The organism is Nocardia sp. NPDC060249 (genome assembly GCF_042728755.1).
Classification (GTDB): Bacteria; Actinomycetota; Actinomycetes; order Mycobacteriales; family Mycobacteriaceae; genus Nocardia.
This window is the reverse complement of sequence record NZ_JBHXAQ010000006.1, coordinates 26,416-42,882: the sequence shown is the minus strand read 5'-3', so window position 1 is coordinate 42,882 and position 16,467 is coordinate 26,416. Positions and strand designations below refer to the sequence as shown.

14 protein-coding genes are annotated in these 16,467 nt (G+C 69.0%); 5 read left to right on the top strand and 9 right to left on the bottom strand.

The genetic code is table 11. The annotated features are described in order from the left end of the window. Position 1: 1 nt before the first annotated feature. On the top strand, positions 2-1,012 hold the full coding sequence (locus tag ACFWFP_RS21805; protein WP_379297780.1) for a hypothetical protein: 1,011 nt from the start codon (positions 2-4) through the stop codon (positions 1,010-1,012). Positions 1,013-1,051: 39 nt separating this feature from the next. Here the strand turns inward: ACFWFP_RS21805 and ACFWFP_RS21800 are convergent, their stop codons facing one another. The 9 genes from ACFWFP_RS21800 to ACFWFP_RS21760 form a co-directional block, all read right to left on the bottom strand. Next, on the bottom strand, positions 1,052-2,011 hold the full coding sequence (locus ACFWFP_RS21800) for an exopolyphosphatase (RefSeq protein WP_379297778.1): 960 nt from the start codon (positions 2,009-2,011) through the stop codon (positions 1,052-1,054). Between the two features lie 45 nt (positions 2,012-2,056). Then, positions 2,057-2,572 (bottom strand): DUF501 domain-containing protein, encoded by a 516-nt coding sequence (locus ACFWFP_RS21795; RefSeq protein ID WP_379223855.1) that lies wholly within the window; start codon positions 2,570-2,572, stop codon positions 2,057-2,059. Next, positions 2,569-3,147 (bottom strand): septum formation initiator family protein, encoded by a 579-nt coding sequence (locus tag ACFWFP_RS21790; protein WP_379297776.1) that lies wholly within the window; start codon positions 3,145-3,147, stop codon positions 2,569-2,571. Before ACFWFP_RS21790 ends, ACFWFP_RS21795 begins: the two co-directional genes overlap by 4 nt. A gap of 23 nt (positions 3,148-3,170) precedes the next feature. Beyond that, the gene (gene eno, locus ACFWFP_RS21785) at positions 3,171-4,457 is read right to left on the bottom strand and encodes a phosphopyruvate hydratase (protein ID WP_067451558.1); all 1,287 of its coding nucleotides are present in this window, start codon (positions 4,455-4,457) and stop codon (positions 3,171-3,173) included. Between the two features lie 113 nt (positions 4,458-4,570). Next, a complete protein-coding gene (locus tag ACFWFP_RS21780; protein ID WP_379297774.1) occupies positions 4,571-5,287 on the bottom strand; it encodes a lytic transglycosylase domain-containing protein in 717 nt (238 codons plus the stop codon). 52 nt (positions 5,288-5,339) lie between these two features. Further along, positions 5,340-6,452 carry a hypothetical protein gene (locus ACFWFP_RS21775; protein ID WP_379297772.1) on the bottom strand — a complete coding sequence of 371 codons (1,113 nt, stop codon included), beginning with the start codon at positions 6,450-6,452 and terminating at the stop codon, positions 5,340-5,342. Positions 6,453-6,588: 136 nt separating this feature from the next. After that, positions 6,589-9,093 (bottom strand): ATP-binding cassette domain-containing protein, encoded by a 2,505-nt coding sequence (locus tag ACFWFP_RS21770; RefSeq protein ID WP_379297770.1) that lies wholly within the window; start codon positions 9,091-9,093, stop codon positions 6,589-6,591. A gap of 35 nt (positions 9,094-9,128) precedes the next feature. Beyond that, positions 9,129-10,067, bottom strand: a complete 939-nt coding sequence (locus ACFWFP_RS21765; protein ID WP_379297768.1) for an ABC transporter permease — start codon at positions 10,065-10,067, stop codon at positions 9,129-9,131. Next, positions 10,064-11,569 (bottom strand): ABC transporter substrate-binding protein, encoded by a 1,506-nt coding sequence (locus ACFWFP_RS21760; protein ID WP_379297766.1) that lies wholly within the window; start codon positions 11,567-11,569, stop codon positions 10,064-10,066. Before ACFWFP_RS21760 ends, ACFWFP_RS21765 begins: the two co-directional genes overlap by 4 nt. A gap of 328 nt (positions 11,570-11,897) precedes the next feature. Between ACFWFP_RS21760 and ACFWFP_RS21755 the strand changes: the two genes are divergently transcribed. From ACFWFP_RS21755 to ACFWFP_RS21740, 4 genes are read left to right on the top strand one after another with little or no spacing between them, the layout of a single operon-like run. Further along, positions 11,898-12,974, top strand: a complete 1,077-nt coding sequence (locus ACFWFP_RS21755) for a TauD/TfdA family dioxygenase (protein ID WP_379297764.1) — start codon at positions 11,898-11,900, stop codon at positions 12,972-12,974. Beyond that, positions 12,946-13,956: an ornithine cyclodeaminase family protein gene (locus tag ACFWFP_RS21750; RefSeq protein ID WP_379297762.1), complete on the top strand. Its 1,011-nt coding sequence runs from the start codon at positions 12,946-12,948 to the stop codon at positions 13,954-13,956. Before ACFWFP_RS21755 ends, ACFWFP_RS21750 begins: the two co-directional genes overlap by 29 nt. Further along, entirely contained in the window at positions 13,947-15,395 is a 1,449-nt protein-coding gene (locus ACFWFP_RS21745; RefSeq protein WP_379297760.1) for an alanine racemase, read from the top strand. The genes ACFWFP_RS21750 and ACFWFP_RS21745 overlap by 10 nt, the downstream gene beginning before the upstream one ends. A gap of 36 nt (positions 15,396-15,431) precedes the next feature. Next, entirely contained in the window at positions 15,432-16,466 is a 1,035-nt protein-coding gene (locus tag ACFWFP_RS21740) for a PLP-dependent cysteine synthase family protein (RefSeq protein WP_379297758.1), read from the top strand. The last annotated feature ends 1 nt before the right edge of the window (position 16,467 follow it).

Below are 16,467 nucleotides of genomic sequence, written 5' to 3'. Positions count from 1 at the left end.
CATGGATGGGGAGGATTTCGGTAGCTGGGGAGCCGCGTTCATCTGGGCACTAGTCGCCTGGTCGATCGCGGGGCCACTGTGGTTGTGGACCGGCGAGGAAGCCTGGCTGATAGTCCTGGTGATACCCGGCATCGGGTTCACGGGTGTCGGCCGGGGCATCGTGTGGATGGCACTGGCCACCCTGCCGACCCGCGCAACGCTCTTCGCTGGATGGTTCTTCGTGGCGGTCGCCGCAGCGGACGCGGTGGCGATATCGGTGTGGAAGTTGTCGCCTTCGGGGTGGACCTGGCCGGTCGCCGCAGCCGGGGCCCTGTTTCTCGGCGCGGTGACCTATCTCGCGGTCGCCTCCGAGGTGGCCGGCGGCTGGCTGCTCGCCCACGGCACCGCGCTGCGCCACGTCGAACAGGAGCTCGCATCCGCGCATCCGGAGCAGACGCCGCGTATCGATCGGTCATCGATGTATGCCTCGGGGCCCACACTCGGGCTCCGGCCACCGCCCTTCGCGATCGGGGCGCACGGGATCAACGGCAAGCTCGGCGAATACCACGCCAGGATGGCGCGCCGATACTGGACCAGCGCCCACACCGACCTGGCCCTGATGCACGCGGCGGAATCGTCGGCGACGCGCCGCGAGCTGGTCAGCGGACCGCTGGGGCACGCGACGATGCTCGACTTGGCGCAGTCGCTCTACGAGGAGGCGTTCTACCTCGACGAACTCGGCCGTAAGCGCGAAGCCGTCGAGGTACGGGCCGAGGAGATCGACCTGCGTCGCCAGCTCGTCCACCGCTTCGACAAGCGGTTTCCGGCGCTGGTCGCGAAAGCCACCCGGCCCCGGGCGAAAACCGCGACGAAGCAGCGGGCGGTCGCGGTTCAGTTGCTCGGGCAGGGATTGACGGCCTCGCTCGTGACCACGCTGACGACCCAGGCCGCCGGACTGACGGCATTGGAGCGGACCGCCGAGGCGGCCGAACTCCGGGCCGAGGCCGAGGGGCTCGCAGCCTCCGGCACCTGACCCGGTTCTTACCGGTACCGCTCGTCCGAAAGCCGCCCGTCAGGCGGGTGCGTCGAGGATCGACATGGCGATACCGTCGAGGATGTCGTGTTCGCTGACGACGAGTTCGGAAACTCCCGCACGGCTGGACAATTCGTCGGCGAGGACCTCGGTGATCACCGCGCCGCCGCCGATCACGTCGACGCGGCCGGGATGCATCGGGCCGAGAGCGGCGCGTTCGTCGTGGTTCATGCCGATCAGGCGGTCGCAGACCTGGTGGACCTCGGCGAGGCTCAGGCGGGTGAGATGCACACGCGCGGAGTCGTATTCGGGAAGGTCGAGGGCGACGGCGGTGATCGTGGTCATCGTGCCCGCCACCCCGACCCAGGTGTGCACCTGGTCGACAGGGACCTTCGCGAAGGCCTCATCGAGTTTCTGCTGGGCGAATTCTCGTGCGGCAGCGACCTGGTCGGCGTTCGGTGGGTTGCCCGCCAGGCACCGCTCGGTGATGCGGACGCAGCCGATGTCCGCGGAATAGGCCGCCTGGACGCCGTTTTCGTCGCCGACGACCAGTTCGGTCGAACCGCCGCCGAGATCGACCACGACGAAAGGTCCCGCATCAGCGGACAATTCACCGACGGCACCGGCGAACGACAGCCGCGCTTCCTCGTCACCGGTGATCACTTCGGCGACCGCGTCCGGTACGACGCGGCCGAGTTCGGTGCGGGTCATGGAGAAGAAATCGTCGCGGTTGGCGGCATCGCGGGTCGCGGAGGTGGCGACCATGCGCACGCGCGAAACACCCTGCGCCACCATCACATCCACGTAATCGGCCAGGGCGAGGCGGGTGCGTTCGATGGCTTCGGGCGCGAGGCGCCCGGTGGCGTCCACGCCCTGCCCGAGCCGCACGATGCGCATCTCCCGATGCACATCGGTGAGACCGCCGTCGGCCCCGACCTCGGCGATCAGCAGGCGGATCGAGTTGGTACCGCAGTCGACTGCGGCGATGCGCTCACTCATGGTGTCCTCCAGAGGTCTCGACCCGCGCACGGGCACTGCTCGCGATTATGCCTGTTCGTCAGGTGCGGCGGGCCAGTCGGCGGGGATCGCGGTCCCACGGAAACCCGCGGCGGCGGCCAGCGCGACAGCCTCGTCACCGAAGGGGTTCAACCCGGGCCCCTTGGCGAGGGAGTGCGCGATCAGCACGTGCAGGCACTTCACCCGGTCGGGCATGCCGCCACCGGTGAAATCGGTGCCGAGGGACTCGATCTCGTTGCGTTCGGCCAGGTAGCTCTCGTGCGCGCGACGGTAGGCGGCGGCCAGTTCGGGGTCGGTGGCGAGGCGTTCGGTCATCTCGCGCATGACCCCGGCCGACTCCTGCCTGCTCGCCTCGGCCGTGAGCCGGGGATCGGTGAGGTAGTAGAGCGTGGGGAACGGGGTGCCGTCGGGCAGGCGGGGCGCGGTCTTCACCACGGCGGGCAGGCCGTCGGGGGTGCGGTAGGCGACTTCGAGCACACCGCGAGGCTCGCGGCCCAACTGCTTCGCGATGATCTCGAGGTCGTGCTCGTTCGGTGTCGTCACCGTGGTCCTTCCGGGGCTGGTTCGGAGATGCTGCGCCACAGGTCGGTGTACCAGGGGTCGGGCGCCGCGGTGCGGGTGCTCATCGGCGGCGGCGCTGGTGCCTCGATGCCGGGAATCTGCACGATGTAGGGGGTTTCGCCGGGCATCACCAGGCGCAGGCGATCGCGCGCCTCGGACCGGATGTAGGCCGGATCCTGTTGTTGCGCACGACGATCGCGCAAGCCCGCCAGGTCGGCTTCGAGTTCGGCCCGCTGTTTGGCCAGTGCCACGGCCTCGGCGCGCTGACTGAAATAGGTGCGCGTCGGCACGGCCAAGGTCAGCGCGAGGCCGCACAGCACCGCCGCCAGGATCACCGCCTTACCGGTCGAGAGACCGAGGATGGTGTGTTCGCTGCTGCGCTCGAGCTTGCCGCTGGGCTTGCGCGCGGTGGCAGAATCCGGGCGACGGCGGGTGGGACGCTTGGCCGCGGTGGGGCGGCTCGGTGTGTCGAGACGGGGGCGCGAGCGTGCGGCCCGCGACGTGCGCCTGTCCCCTCGTCCACCAGGACTGGTTCCACGCGCACGTCGCTCGGTCATTCGCTACCGCCCCTGTACTGCTTTCAGAATTCGCCGGTGAAACGCGGGAAGGCCACGTCACCCGCGTAGCGTGCCGAATCACCGAGGGCGTCCTCGATGCGCAGCAGCTGGTTGTACTTGGCGACCCGCTCCGAACGCGCGGGAGCGCCGGTCTTGATCTGGCCCGAACCGACGGCGACCGCGAGGTCGGCGATGGTGGTGTCCTCGGTCTCGCCCGAACGGTGCGACATCATGGTCTTGTAGCCGTTGCGGTGCGCCAGCTCGACGGCGTCGAGCGTCTCGGTCAGCGTGCCGATCTGGTTGACCTTCACCAGCAGCGCGTTGGCCGCGCCCTTGGCGATGCCCTCTTCGAGGCGCTCGGGGTTGGTGACGAACAGGTCGTCGCCGACCAGCTGCACCTTGTCGCCGATGGCGTCGGTCAGTGCGACCCAGCCGTCCCAGTCGTCTTCCGACAGCGGGTCCTCGATGGAGACCAGCGGGTACTTGGTGAGCAGGTCAGCGTAGAAATCGCCCATCTCGGCGGCGGTGCGGACCTTGCCCTCGAACTTGTAGCCCTCGCCCTCGGTGTGGAACTCGGTGGCGGCCACGTCCAGGGCCAGCGCCACATCGGTGCCGAGCTTGTAGCCCGCGCGCTCGATGGCGATGCTGATCAGGTCGAGCGCCTCCACGGTGCCCGCGACGTCGGGGGCGAAGCCGCCCTCGTCACCGAGACCGGTGGACAGGCCCTTCTCCTTCAGCACGGCCTTGAGCGAGTGGTACACCTCGGTGCCCCAGCGCAGCGCCTCGCGGAAAGTGGGCGCGCCGATCGGGGCGACCATGAATTCCTGCACGTCCACGCCGGTGTCGGCGTGCGCGCCACCGTTGAGGATGTTCATCATCGGGACCGGCAGCACGTGGGCGTTCGGGCCGCCCAGGTAGCGGAACAGCTCGAGACCCGAGGACTCGGCGGCACCGCGGGCCACGGCCAGCGACACACCGAGCAGGGCGTTCGCGCCGAGGCGGGACTTGTCGGGGGTGCCGTCCAGATCCAGCAGGACCTGGTCGACGGTGCGCTGCTCCACGGCGTCGAGGCCGATGATGGCGGGCGCGATCTCGTCGAGGACACCCTCGACGGCCTTGGTCACACCCTTGCCGCCGTAGCGGTCGCCGCCGTCACGCAGCTCGACGGCCTCGTGCTCGCCGGTGGACGCACCGGAAGGTACGTCTGCCCTGGTCAGGGTGCCGTCGTCGAGGGCGATCTCGACCTCGACGGTGGGATTGCCGCGCGAATCCAGAATCTCGCGAGCTCCGACCTGTTCGATAATGGCCACGAAAACTGCTCCTTACGACGGAAGGCACGGTAGGTATCACGGGAGGGCCGTGCGGTGCCGAGCCTATCGTCTCGGCGGAGTGGGGAGTAACCGGCACTCCGGGCCGTGCGCAACTACACGCGGCGCCCGATGCTGTATATGGCGGCCCGATCGCGCACCACATGCATGTATTTGTTCGACTGGTTGTAGGCGAACAGGGCGCGCTGCCAGCCGTCGGCCGAGGTCAGATCGCCGCCGCGGGTGCAGAGGTAGCGGGCGGCGGTGAGCGCGGCATCGTCGATGTTCTGCGGGTCGATCACGCCGTCGCCGTTGGCGTCGACGCCCCAGCGCTTCCAGGTCTCGGGGATGAACTGCAGCGGGCCGACCGCGCGGTCGTAGGTGGTGTCGCCGTCGAGGCTGCCGCCGTCGGTGTCGCGGATGTCGGCATTGCCCTTGGTGCCGTCGAGGGCGACGCCGATGATCGCCGGGCGCACCGTCCCGTCGGCGTCGACGCCCGCACCGCGGTGGGTGCCGTGCCCGCTCTCCACGCTGGCGATGCCGGCGAGGGTGGTCCAGGCGATCCCGCATTCGGGCCGCGACTTCGCCAGCACGGCGGCGGCGTACCCGTAGGCCTCGAGCGCGACCGGTTCGATGCCGATCGCGCCGGACTGCTCGTCGGCCCAGGCGCGCAACTGCTCGGATGCGCGGCCCGGTGCGTCGACATCGATCACGGGCAGCGCGACTCCCGGCCCCGGCGGCATGTCGTCGGGGATCGACGCGAGCGAACTACACCCCGCTAAAAGGGCACTGAACGCGACTGCGGCGGCCACGCCGACCTTCTGCACTGACATCTGTTCAATCATCCAGATCCAGCGAGACTTATGCACGTCTCACAGCCACTTCTCAGAGTGGGACGTAGCAGACCGCCAAACCTGTGGTGGCGCCCGGCTTCATCGTGAAGGATCCCGAGGCGCCCACCGGCCGTGGACATTCCGCGCCCGGACCCCGATGAACTTCGGTCACCGTCGCGTTGGCAGCCGGATCGGCACAGTCGACGAGCGCGGGCGGCGCACTGCCCGCGGCGCCGAACCCGATCAGACAATCACCGGGTTGCCCGTAGCCCAGGTGATCGGTGTTCGCCGGGCCCATGCAGACCACCACGCGCAGATCGGTCGTCGCGCCGGTGTCGACGAACACCGCGTTGACATTGCCGTCATCGGGGCATTCCGGCGATACCGGTTCGACGTGCTGGGTTCGTACCGACAGGACCCGGTGGCGCACGCCCGGTTGGTCGCACGGGGCCACCGTCATCGTCGTTTGGGCGGCGCAGTCACCGACTTCGCTGCCACTCATCGAGGTCGAGGTCGCGATGGGCCGTGCGCACACCACGATCACGCGGCCGCCGAGCGAAGCCTGGGCAACGGCGGTCCGGGTCGCGGCGTGGGCTTTACATGCCTGATCGGTGACAGGAATTCTCGCGTGGATTTCGATGCCGACCACGTCGAGGGTGGTGGCCGGCGTGCCGCAGGTCATCCGCAGGATCGTCTCGCCGCCCTTCTTCGCGTCGATGCAGTCCCCGGCGAGCAACGCGCCCGGATCGGTGGTGTTGGCGCGGGTGGGCGACAAGCACAAGGCGGCAGCGGGATTCGACTCGTCCGGCTTCGGGTCGAGGACCGCGCGGGTGGCATCGGCGTACTTCATGCAGATGATCCCGAACGGCCACTGCGCCGACTCCTTCGCGACGATCCGGTAGGTCGCGCGCTCGTCGTCACAGCCGTACTCCACCGGTATCTCGGCACCGGACACGCAGTCCCCCACTGCCATTGCCAGCGGTTCGGTGCGGGTGAGTACGTACCCGGCCACCCCGGCCACGGTGCCAACGACGACAACGACGGCGAGCACGAGCCACAGCACCCACCGCCTGCGCGGGGAATCGACCGGCGGGGTGTGCGCGAACGGCGGCTCGGTGGGCGCCTGGATCGGCTCACCGGGCTGAGGCGGCGCGGGGTACATCATCGGGGTACGTCTCCTGAAATCGCTTGGAGGACAACCCGATTTATTCGGAGATGGAGTTACGGCCGTTACAGGGGGTCGAGCTGCGTTGCGCGGGCGTCACCCCGAGTAGGTCGGCGTCGCCTCGGCTGCGCGGGCGTCAGCCGAGAAGGTCGGCGGTCGCCTGGTGGGCTGGTGCGGCGAGAACGGTTGTCGGGGTGCCTGATTCGACTACACGGCCGTGGTCGAGGACGAGGAGGTCGGTGCAGTGGCCGCGGACCAGGGTCATGTCGTGGCTGATCAGGATGACCGCGGTGCCGTCGATGCGGAGGCGGTCGAGCAGGGACATGATGGCGGCGGCGGTGTCGGCGTCGAGGGCTGTGGTGATCTCGTCGCAGATCAGGACCGCTGGGTCGGCGGCGAGGGCGCGGGCCAGGGCTACTCGTTGACGTTGGCCGCCGGAGAGTTGGTGGGGGCGGCGGGCGGCGAGGTCGACGGGGAGGTCGACGGCGGCGAGCAAGGCGGCGACGCGGGGGCGGATTTCGGGTCTGGGGACTCGCGCGATGCGGCGCAAGGGGCGTGCCAGGGTCTGCGCGACGGTGCGTCGTGGGTTCAACGCCGCGCGAGGGTTCTGGGTGACGAGTTGAATACCGTTGGCACCGACCTTGATTCGTCGCCTGCTCCCCACCGGAACCCGCACACCACCGACATCCAGCGATCCGACAGCATCGGCGTGCAATCCCGCGATCACCCGCGCGAGTGTGGTCTTCCCAGCTCCGGAAGGCCCCACGACAGCGAGGGCAGCTCCTTCGGACACGCTGAAACCGATGTTCTCGAGCACCGTGTGGCCGCCCGCGTCAGCGTTGATTCCCTCGGCGCGCACGGCAACTATCTCGCCGTTACCCGCCAGATCGGCCGGAGCTGCGGTCCCGGCGGGGTCGGGATTCAGCACTCGACGCCCATTGCGACCTGCCGGACCCTCGCCCGGCGGATGGACCTGTTGGCGGCCGGTCGGCTCCGAGCGCCCCTTGGACAGGCGTGCATTGCCCGCTGAATCAGCCTCTACGGCAGCGACATTCACCGACCGTGCACCCGGTGAGCGGAGTTCGATCACGGTGTCGGCGATGGCGTTGATCGCCTCGGTGTCGTGGCCCGAGAGCAGGACGGTGATGGAGTTCTCGGTGGCGAGGGCCGATATCAGCTGGGCTATTTCGGTGCGGAGGGTGCCGTGCAGGCCTGCCAGGGGTTCGTCGAGGACGAGGATTCGGGGGCGGCGGAGGATGGCTCGGGCCAGGGCGACCCGGCGTTGCTGGCCGCCGGAGAGGCGGGCGCAACGGCGGCGGAGATGGGTGGGGTCGAGGCCCACTCGTTCGAGGACGGCCAGGCGGTCGGCGTCGGAGCTGCCGGGGGCCGCGTCGGCCAGGACCGCTCGGACACGAAGTAATGGGTTGAGTTCGGAGCCGGGATCCTGGCCGACATAGGCGATGTACTCACGGCGAAATCTGCGCAGTCCGGCGGCGTCGAGCGCGAATACGTCGTGTCCCCCAACACGCACCGCGCCCTCCCCACGAGCACCGGGAGGTAGATGACCGAGCAGCGCACGCATCGCCGTCGACTTACCCGCGCCCGACGCACCTGTGAGCGCGGTGACCGTGCCCGCTACCAGCCGAAACGACAACGGCGCCAACAAGACCGCCCCACTGTCGGCGACAACGCTCAACCCGGTCACCACGGCCGCGTCCCCGGAATCCACCACCGAAATCCCACATCCCCCCGACCGCCCGGCGCCGAGTGCGCTCCCCGAGTCCATCTCGGCTACCGACTTTTCGACCCCGTCCGCGTGGACAGCATCCGATGCCGGTTTCGGAGTTCGGCGGTTCCTGGGACCACTGGTCACCACCAGGTTCACACCGACCGCCACGATGGCGATGGCAGCGCTCGGCGCCAGGACAGCCCAGGGGTTCAGCAGAAGCCCGGAGGCGTTGTCGCGGACCATGATCGCCCAGTTGTCGGGACCCAGCGCCGAGACGCCGAGGAAGGCGATGGTGCTGACGAGGTAGATGGCGACGACGAAGCGCAGGCCGAGTTGGGTGGTGAAGACGGCGCGGAGGTTGGGGAGGATCTCACGGAAGACCAGATGGGACAGGGATTCTCCGCTCGCGACGGCGGCTTCGACATAGCCGGAGGCCGCGATGGTCGCGGCGGAGGCGGCGAAGATCCTGGCGCAGTAGGGAACTCCGAAGATCAGCGATACCGCGATCAGCGCGGTGACGCCACCCTGGGGCCATGCGGTGAGCACCAGCAGGATGCCGAGGACCGCGGGGAGCAGGATGACCAGATCGCCGCAGAGTTCGATGACCTTGCCCGCCCGCGGGCGAACGGCGGCGACGGCGCCGAGGACGGCCGACAGCACTGTCACCGCCACCGCGATCACCGCGGAAACAGCCAGCAGGTGGGTGCCGCCGGTGAGCAGGTGGCTGAGCACATCCCGGCCGAGCCGATCGGTCCCGAGCAGTGCTCCCCCACCCGGCTGCGCGAACGGCATCCCCACAGCCTTCTCGCCCGGATAGGGCGCGAAGAGCGGACCCGCCACCGCGAGCAGCACAACGAGCCCCACACCCGCTGCCACCGAGTACCGCCACCACGCCGCGCCCCAGCCGGACATCCGCGGCACTCCTCGACCTCCCGAGCCGGACATATTCATCGCGCACTCCGCGACGCCCATGCCCGGACGACGTCGGCGACGGCTAGCAGGACCATGATGACGATCGCCGTCAGGGCGACCACCGCGGCGACCATGGTGGCGTCGCGGTCGGCGACGGACCCGGCGAGAACGGCACCGATACCGGGGTAGTTGAACAGCGTCTCGACCACCAGCGCGCCGCCGAAGAGCATGCCTACCGAGGTCGCGTACCCGGCGACGATGGTCGGCGCGGCGAACGGCAGCATGTGGCGCAGCAGAATCGTGCGGGTCGGTAGTCCGTCCAGCACAGCACTTTCCACATGGGGCGCGGCAGCCACATCGAGCAGCGCCGAGCGTACGACGCGAGCGTTCCAGCCGATCTGCGGAATCGCCAACGCCAGCACCGGCAGCACCAGCATCTCGGGTCCGAGGGGAAACCCGGAACGGCCGGTGATGGTCACTGCCGGGAGCCACCCGGTGGCCAGGGAGAACACCAGGATCAACAAGGTGCCGCCGACGAATTCGGGCACGGCCACCGCGAAAGTGCTGACGGGCTGCAGCATTCGCGATCCGAGCGCGGTCGGGCGCATCGCCCACCAGCAGCCGAGCACCAGGGACAACGCGATGGCCAGCAGCAACGCGATACCACCGAGCAGCAGGGTCTGCGGGAACTTGTCGGCAAGCAGCGCGCCGATCGAGTTCCCCCGCGCGGTCTGCCCGAAATCCCCGGTGAGCACCCCCGAGATCCAGTCGAGGAACTGCACCGGCAGCGCACGGTCCAGACCGAGTTCGTGCTCTTTCGCCGTGAGCTCGGCCGGGTCCGCCTCCCTGCCCAGCGCCGACCGTGCCGCGTTCCCCGGTAGCAGATCCACCGCGACGAACACGATGGCCAGCAATGTCACCAGGAGCGCGATCCGCCGCACCATCGGCAGGGCGAAGGTTTTCACGACATTCACGCCAGCCAGGCACGTTCCAGCTGCACGCGCGCGAACCCACCGAGCGTCGGCAGATCGCGCACCGTCGACGCGGCGATGTCGACACCGTCGGCCATACCCCACACCAGATAACCGCCACGCTCGAACTCGATGCGCTGCAGTTCGCGCACCGCACGCGTGTACTCGTCACCGGACGCGGCAAGGGCTTTGGCATTGATCGCGTCGAATTCCGGGTCACGGAAGGCGGTTTCGTTGCGGTTGGTGCCCGAGGTCATCAGCTTGTCGGCCAGGAACAGCACCGAGTCGTTGGTTCCCCACGAGACCGTGTACAGCGGTGCGTTGAGCCAGGTCTGATCGTAGAACGCGGCCGATTCGACCACCTGCACGTCGAGCCGGACGCCGATCTCGGCGAGCTGGGTGGCGATCACCTTCGCCGATTCGACCTCGCCCGGCACTTCGGCCTTCGTCACGAACGGGTAGCTGCGGCCAGTGTCGAACCCGGCTTCGCGCAGCAGGGTTTTCGCGCGCTCGACGTCGCGGTCACGGCGCAGCGTGGAGTCGTAGAGCGGGTCGGCGGTGCCGAGAACGTCGGCGGCGACGGTGCCGTAGCCGGAGTGCACCTGGTTGACCAGCGCGGTCCGGTCGACACCGAGACGCAGCGCCGTGCGCACCCTGGCATCGGCGAACGGGCCGTCGGCGGCGCGCATCGCCACGCCGAGCATGGTGTCGTCGGCGCGCCGGATCACCTGTAGGTCGCCGCGCCCCGCGGCGGTACGCCCGGCGATGGCGCCCACATTGGAGGCGAGGTCGATCTGCCCGCCCAGCGCCGCGTTGCCAAGGGCGGTGACGCTGTCGAACATCGTCACCTCGATGGCGTCGAGCAGCGGCGGTGTGCCGTGCCAGCGCTCGTTGCGAACCAGCCGGGCATTGCCGCCCTGATAGGACTCGAGCCGGAACGGCCCGGTGCCGATCGCGGCGGTGAAGTCGGTAGTGTCCTTCGGCACAGTGAAGGTCATCAGCCGAAGCAGCAGCGGCAGTTGGGCATTGGGCGCGGGCATGGTGAACACGACGCGGTTCGGGCCGTCGGCGACGATGTCGTTCTCGGCCACCGGCATCTTCGACGCGCCACCGACCGAGCGCAGGCGCCGCATCGACCACACCACGTCGTCGGCGGTCACCGGTGCGCCGTTGTGGAAGGTCGCGCCGTCGGCGATGGTGAAGGTCCAGCTGCGATTGTCCGCGCTGGGCTCCCACCGCGAGGCCAGGCGCGGGGCGACGGTCGGATCCGCGCCGGGGACGGTGAGCGCGTCGTAGACGAGCGAGGCGATGAGGAAGTCGCTGTCGTTGCTGAGATTGGCATGCGGGTCGCGTTCGCTGCGGGCGGCGGTGCCCAACGCGCCGACGCGCAATGTGCCGCCACGTTGCGCGGTGGCGGACCGATCATCGGTGCCGCACGCCGCGGCCAGCAGTAACGCGGTGACGCCGATGCCGGAGCGGAAGAGCTGCCTGCGAGTGAAACTCATCGTGTTGCCTCCTCGAACCGCGTGCGCCGGAACCCCTTTCCCGACGACGCAAACCAGGCGAGGCTAGCCTAAAACGGGTTCGAGTGGGGAGGTTCACATCGACCGTCATCGAACCGCAGCAGACCCGCGACACCCCGGTCAGCACTCACTTCGGCAACTCGGGTAGAAAGTTAGGGTTATATGGATCGGCTATTTCCCTCGCCGAAACATTAGGTAAGTCTTGCCTAATCATATGGCAGGCACTACCTTCGCACATCGAGCCCGAAAACCACCCGCTTTCGACCGATGCGAAGAAGGGAAACCGGTGAAAAGCGTTCTCTCCGAACGTATGACGCTTCACCAGCACGACATCGAATACCGCGAGCTCGATTCCGACGCCGCGATGGCGCTCCGATCGCTCGCCACAGATATTCGCCACCGATTAGGTGACGCACCCCACACCGCGACGCTGCACGATCCCGCGTTGCTCGCCCACATCACCGAGCGCGCCGGCGAGCTGCCCGACAGCGTGCGCCACGCCGTTCGACCACCCGCCACCGCCGCGGGCGCGACCGTGGTACGCGGGTTGCCTGTCGAGGATGCCGATTTCGGTCCCACCCCGGCACATTGGCAGGCCGCGGCCGAGCACGCCCATCCCGGCTCGCTCGAGCTGGACATCGTGATGTTGCTGCTCGGGCGTTGTGCCGGCGAACCGTTCGGCTGGCAGGGCCAGCAGAACGGCAGACTGGTCAACAATATCGTGCCCGCCGCCGGCCACGAGGACGAGCAGTCGGGCGCGAGCAGCTCCACTCTGCTCAGCCCGCACACCGAGGACGCCTTCCACGCTCAGCGCGCGAATCTGCTCATGCTCACCTGCCTGCGCAACCCCGACCGGGTCGCCACCACCGTGTCCTCGGTGCGCGAGGTGCGCCTGTCCGACGACGATCTGCGGACGCTCACCACCCCCACGCTGCCGATCCTGCCCGATGTCTCCTACGGCACCGGATTCGATCAGCTCGCACCGTTGCCGACCCTGTGGCTCGACGAAAACAATGCTGTCACAGCACGTTACGATCCCGCGTACACCCCGATCGACGATGCGGACGCGGTCTTCCGCGCCGCCTACGCCAGGCTCACCGCCGAACTCGCCAGGGTCAGTCACGCCCCCGCGCTGGCCCCCGGCGAGATCCTGCTGGTGGACAACGACGTGGCCGTGCACGGGCGCGTTCCGTTCCGCGCGCGCTACGACGGCACCGACCGCTGGCTCAAACGCATCAATGTCCGGCTGCCCGAACGCCGTCGGCGCGCGCAGGAATCGTCCGAGAATGGGTATGGCCAACAAGTGGTCGCCCCGTTTCGGGCGGTCGCTGATCGGACAGCAGAGCGGGGCATTGCAGATGAACGAGGATCCGTTGAACAACCGTGACCGCGGCATCGGGCTGCGCGTGCTGTCGCGCAGCGACCTGGCCGACGTGCCGATCGGCCCCGCCGAAGTGGTGCGCGCCGTCGAGGAGGCCTATCTCGCCTTCGCGGCGGGCGAATCCGACAATCCACGCAAGCTGAGCGTCGCCGACCCCGGCGGGTCGTCGGTGTCCTACGCCATGCTGGGCCGCGACGGGCGCCGGCGCGTGGTGGCCATGAAGACCTCCTACAAATTCGATCCCGGTCACGACCGCAGCACCAAGCGGTACTACACGACCATCACGCTCTACGACGACACCACCGGCGCCCCCATCGCGATGATGGACTGCGCGCGGGTGGGCGCGTTGCGCACGCCCGCGGTGTCGGCGCTGCTGGTGCGCGAGACGGCGCGGCGCGGGGCCGAGAGCGTATTGCTCATCGGCACCGGGACACAGGGACGTAATGCGTTGCCGCACTTGCTCGCCGCGAACCCGCAGTTACGCAAGCTGATGGTGTACGGCACGCATCCCGAGGGCTTGGCCGCCGTGCACTCGTACCTGGCCGACGCGGCGCCCCACGCGCTGCTCGATGTGGTCGACGACCCGTACGCGGCGGCCTCGTCGGCCGATGTGGTGCTGGCCACGGCGGGCCCCGGCACCGAGGTGGCGCTCGAATCCTCGCATCTGGCACCGGGTTCGGTGGCGGTACTGGTGGGCTACGGTCTGGCACCGTCGACGCTGGTCGAGGCCGATCGGGTCGTCGCCACCAGCGCCGCGCAGATGGCGCTGACGGGCACCGACATGGTCGGACCCGACGGAACGCTGCGTTCGGTCGACGCCGAACTGCCGCAGGTGCTCACCCGCAGCGCCGTGGCCCGCCGTACCGAGGACGAGAAGATCTTCGTCTACAACAGCGGGCTGGTACTCACCGATATCGCGGTCGCGCACGCACTGGCCGCCAGGGCGATTGCCGAAGGACGTGGCACGGAGGTGCCGTTGTGGGACTGACGGGTGCGCAGCCCGGGGTCGCCGGGGACGGCACCGGGCTCGCCGCGCCGCGACCCGGCGCGCGGGTGCCGCCGAGCGCGCCGCACATCAAGGACCGCGTCGCCGGCCCGACGGCGACCACCGAGCCGCCGCCGCACTGCGCACCACCGATGCCCGCCCATACCGACGTGGTGGAACAGCGCCTGCTCGCCGATCCCCACCTGCTCCGGGATATCGCCGATGCGGTCGGCGGGCCTTTCCATGTGCTGTTCCCCGAGCGGGTCTCGGCGAATATCACGGCATTTCAGTCGGCCTTCACCGAGGCGGGCATCGACGGGTTCGTCTACTTCGGCAAGAAGGCGAACAAGGCGGCGTGCGTGGCTCGTGCGTGCGCGGAGACCGGAGCGGGGATCGATGTCGCCAGCACCGGCGAACTCGTCGCGGCGCTGGGGCAGGGGGTTCGCGGCGAGGACCTGATGGTCACCGGGCCCGCGAAATCCGACGAGCTGCTGTGGTTGGCGGCTCGGCACCGGTCGTTGATCGCGATCGACGCGCTCGACGAACTCGACCGGCTCGCCGCGCTCGGCCTGCCGGTGCGGGTGCTGCTCCGGGTCCTGCCGGAAGGCTCGACCAGCCGGTTCGGGCTCGATCCGATGGAGCTCGAGCAGGCGATCCAGGCCATTACCGCGCCGATCACGCTGTCGGGCTTCAGTTTCCACCTGTCCGGCTATGACGCCGTCGCCCGCTCCGAACAGGCGGCCGCGCTGGTCGGGCATTGCAGGCGCGCGCGGGCCAACGGTCATCCGGCGGACACGATCTCGATCGGTGGCGGGTTCGGCGTCGACTATCTCGATGCCGCGACGTGGGCCGAGTTCCAGAACACCCTCAGCGACAAGTGGTTCCACACGAACCCGCCCGGCGACTACTACCCCTATCACTTCCCGGCTCCCGGCTCGGCGATGCTCGAAGCCGTCCTTTCCCACAACGACCTCGCCGGTCTGGTGCGCGACAACGGAATACGACTCGCGGTCGAGCCCGGCCGCGCTCTGGTCGACCGGGCGGGCAGTTCCGTCTTTCGGGTCCAGGGCGTGAAGAACCGCACTGCGCTGGGCAACCCGTACGACATCCTCACCGTCGACGGCACCAGCCTCAGCCTGTCCGAACAGTGGTTCGACAGCGAGTACCTGCCCGATCCCGTGCTGTGGCCGCAAGGCCCCGGCCATCGCACCCCCACCTGCGTCGGCGCCACCACCTGTCTGGAGTCCGACCTGCTGAGCAGGCGGCGCATCCCGCTGCCTCGCCGCGCCCGAACCGGCGACCTGCTCGTCTACCCGAACACCGCCGGGTATCAGATGGACTCCAACGAGTCCCCCTTCCACGAACTCCCGCTCCCGCCGAAGGTGGTGCTGCGCGCAGGCGCGGACCGGCTGCGCTGGAGTCTGGACAGCACTGCCCGCTGAGCCACCCGAGATACCGATCCGATGGAGGAACACCCCATGGCTCTCGTCACGCGCGTGACGGACCTGATCGGCCGCACCCCCCTGTTCGAACTCGCCGTCACCGACAGCGGCACGCGGCTGCTGCTCAAGCTCGAGCAGTTCAATCCGACCGGCGCCGCCAAGATCAGAATGGCCCGTTCGATGGTGCTCGACGCGGAGCGTCGAGGTTTGCTGCGTGATGGCGGGCATATCATCGAGTCGACGTCCGGCAACACCGGACTCGGCTTGGCGGTGGTCGCGGCCGAACGTGGCTATCGATTCACCGCCGTGGTCGACAACCACGCCTGTAAGGACAAGTTGCGCGCGATGCGAGCCATGGGCACCGACCTGGTGTTCGTCGCCGACGACGGTGACGACGAGCTGGCCACCTCGGCACGAGAAGACCTCGCCGAGGCGATGGCGGCCGCCCGCGACGACGCGTACTTCACCGAACAGCACAACAACGACGCCAACGCGGTCGGCTACTACGCGGTCGCCGAGGAGTTGCTGGCCGAGGTCGAGCGGGTCGACATCCTGCTCTCCGCGGTCGGCACCGGCGGCTCCCTGTTCGGTACCGCCACCCGGCTGCGCGACCTCGGCCTGCCCGCCCGGGTGATCGGGATCGAGCCGGTCGGATCCATCGCCTTCGGCGGCGAGGGCGGACCGTACTGGCAGTCGGGCACCGGCACCCCACCCGGCGCCACCATCGGCACCGCCGTCGACTACGCCCTGCTCGACGAGGGCGTGAAGGTGAGCGACGTCGACGCCTTCGCCACCACCCGCGCCGTCGCCAGGACACACGGGCTGTTGATCGGTGGTTCCGCGGGCGGTTCGGTGCACAATGCCTTGGCGCGGCTCGAGGAGTTCCCGGCCGGGTCCACCGTGGTGACCATCGTGTGTGATGGTGGCGAGAAATATCTCGATACCGTGTTCGACGACGACTGGATGAGCGCTCGCGAGCTGCTCGATCCCGCCGCCGAAGCGGAAGTGACCACGCTGCTGCGCCGCTACTCGCCGCTGCGGCATCACGACGAACTGATGGAGGTCAGGTGAG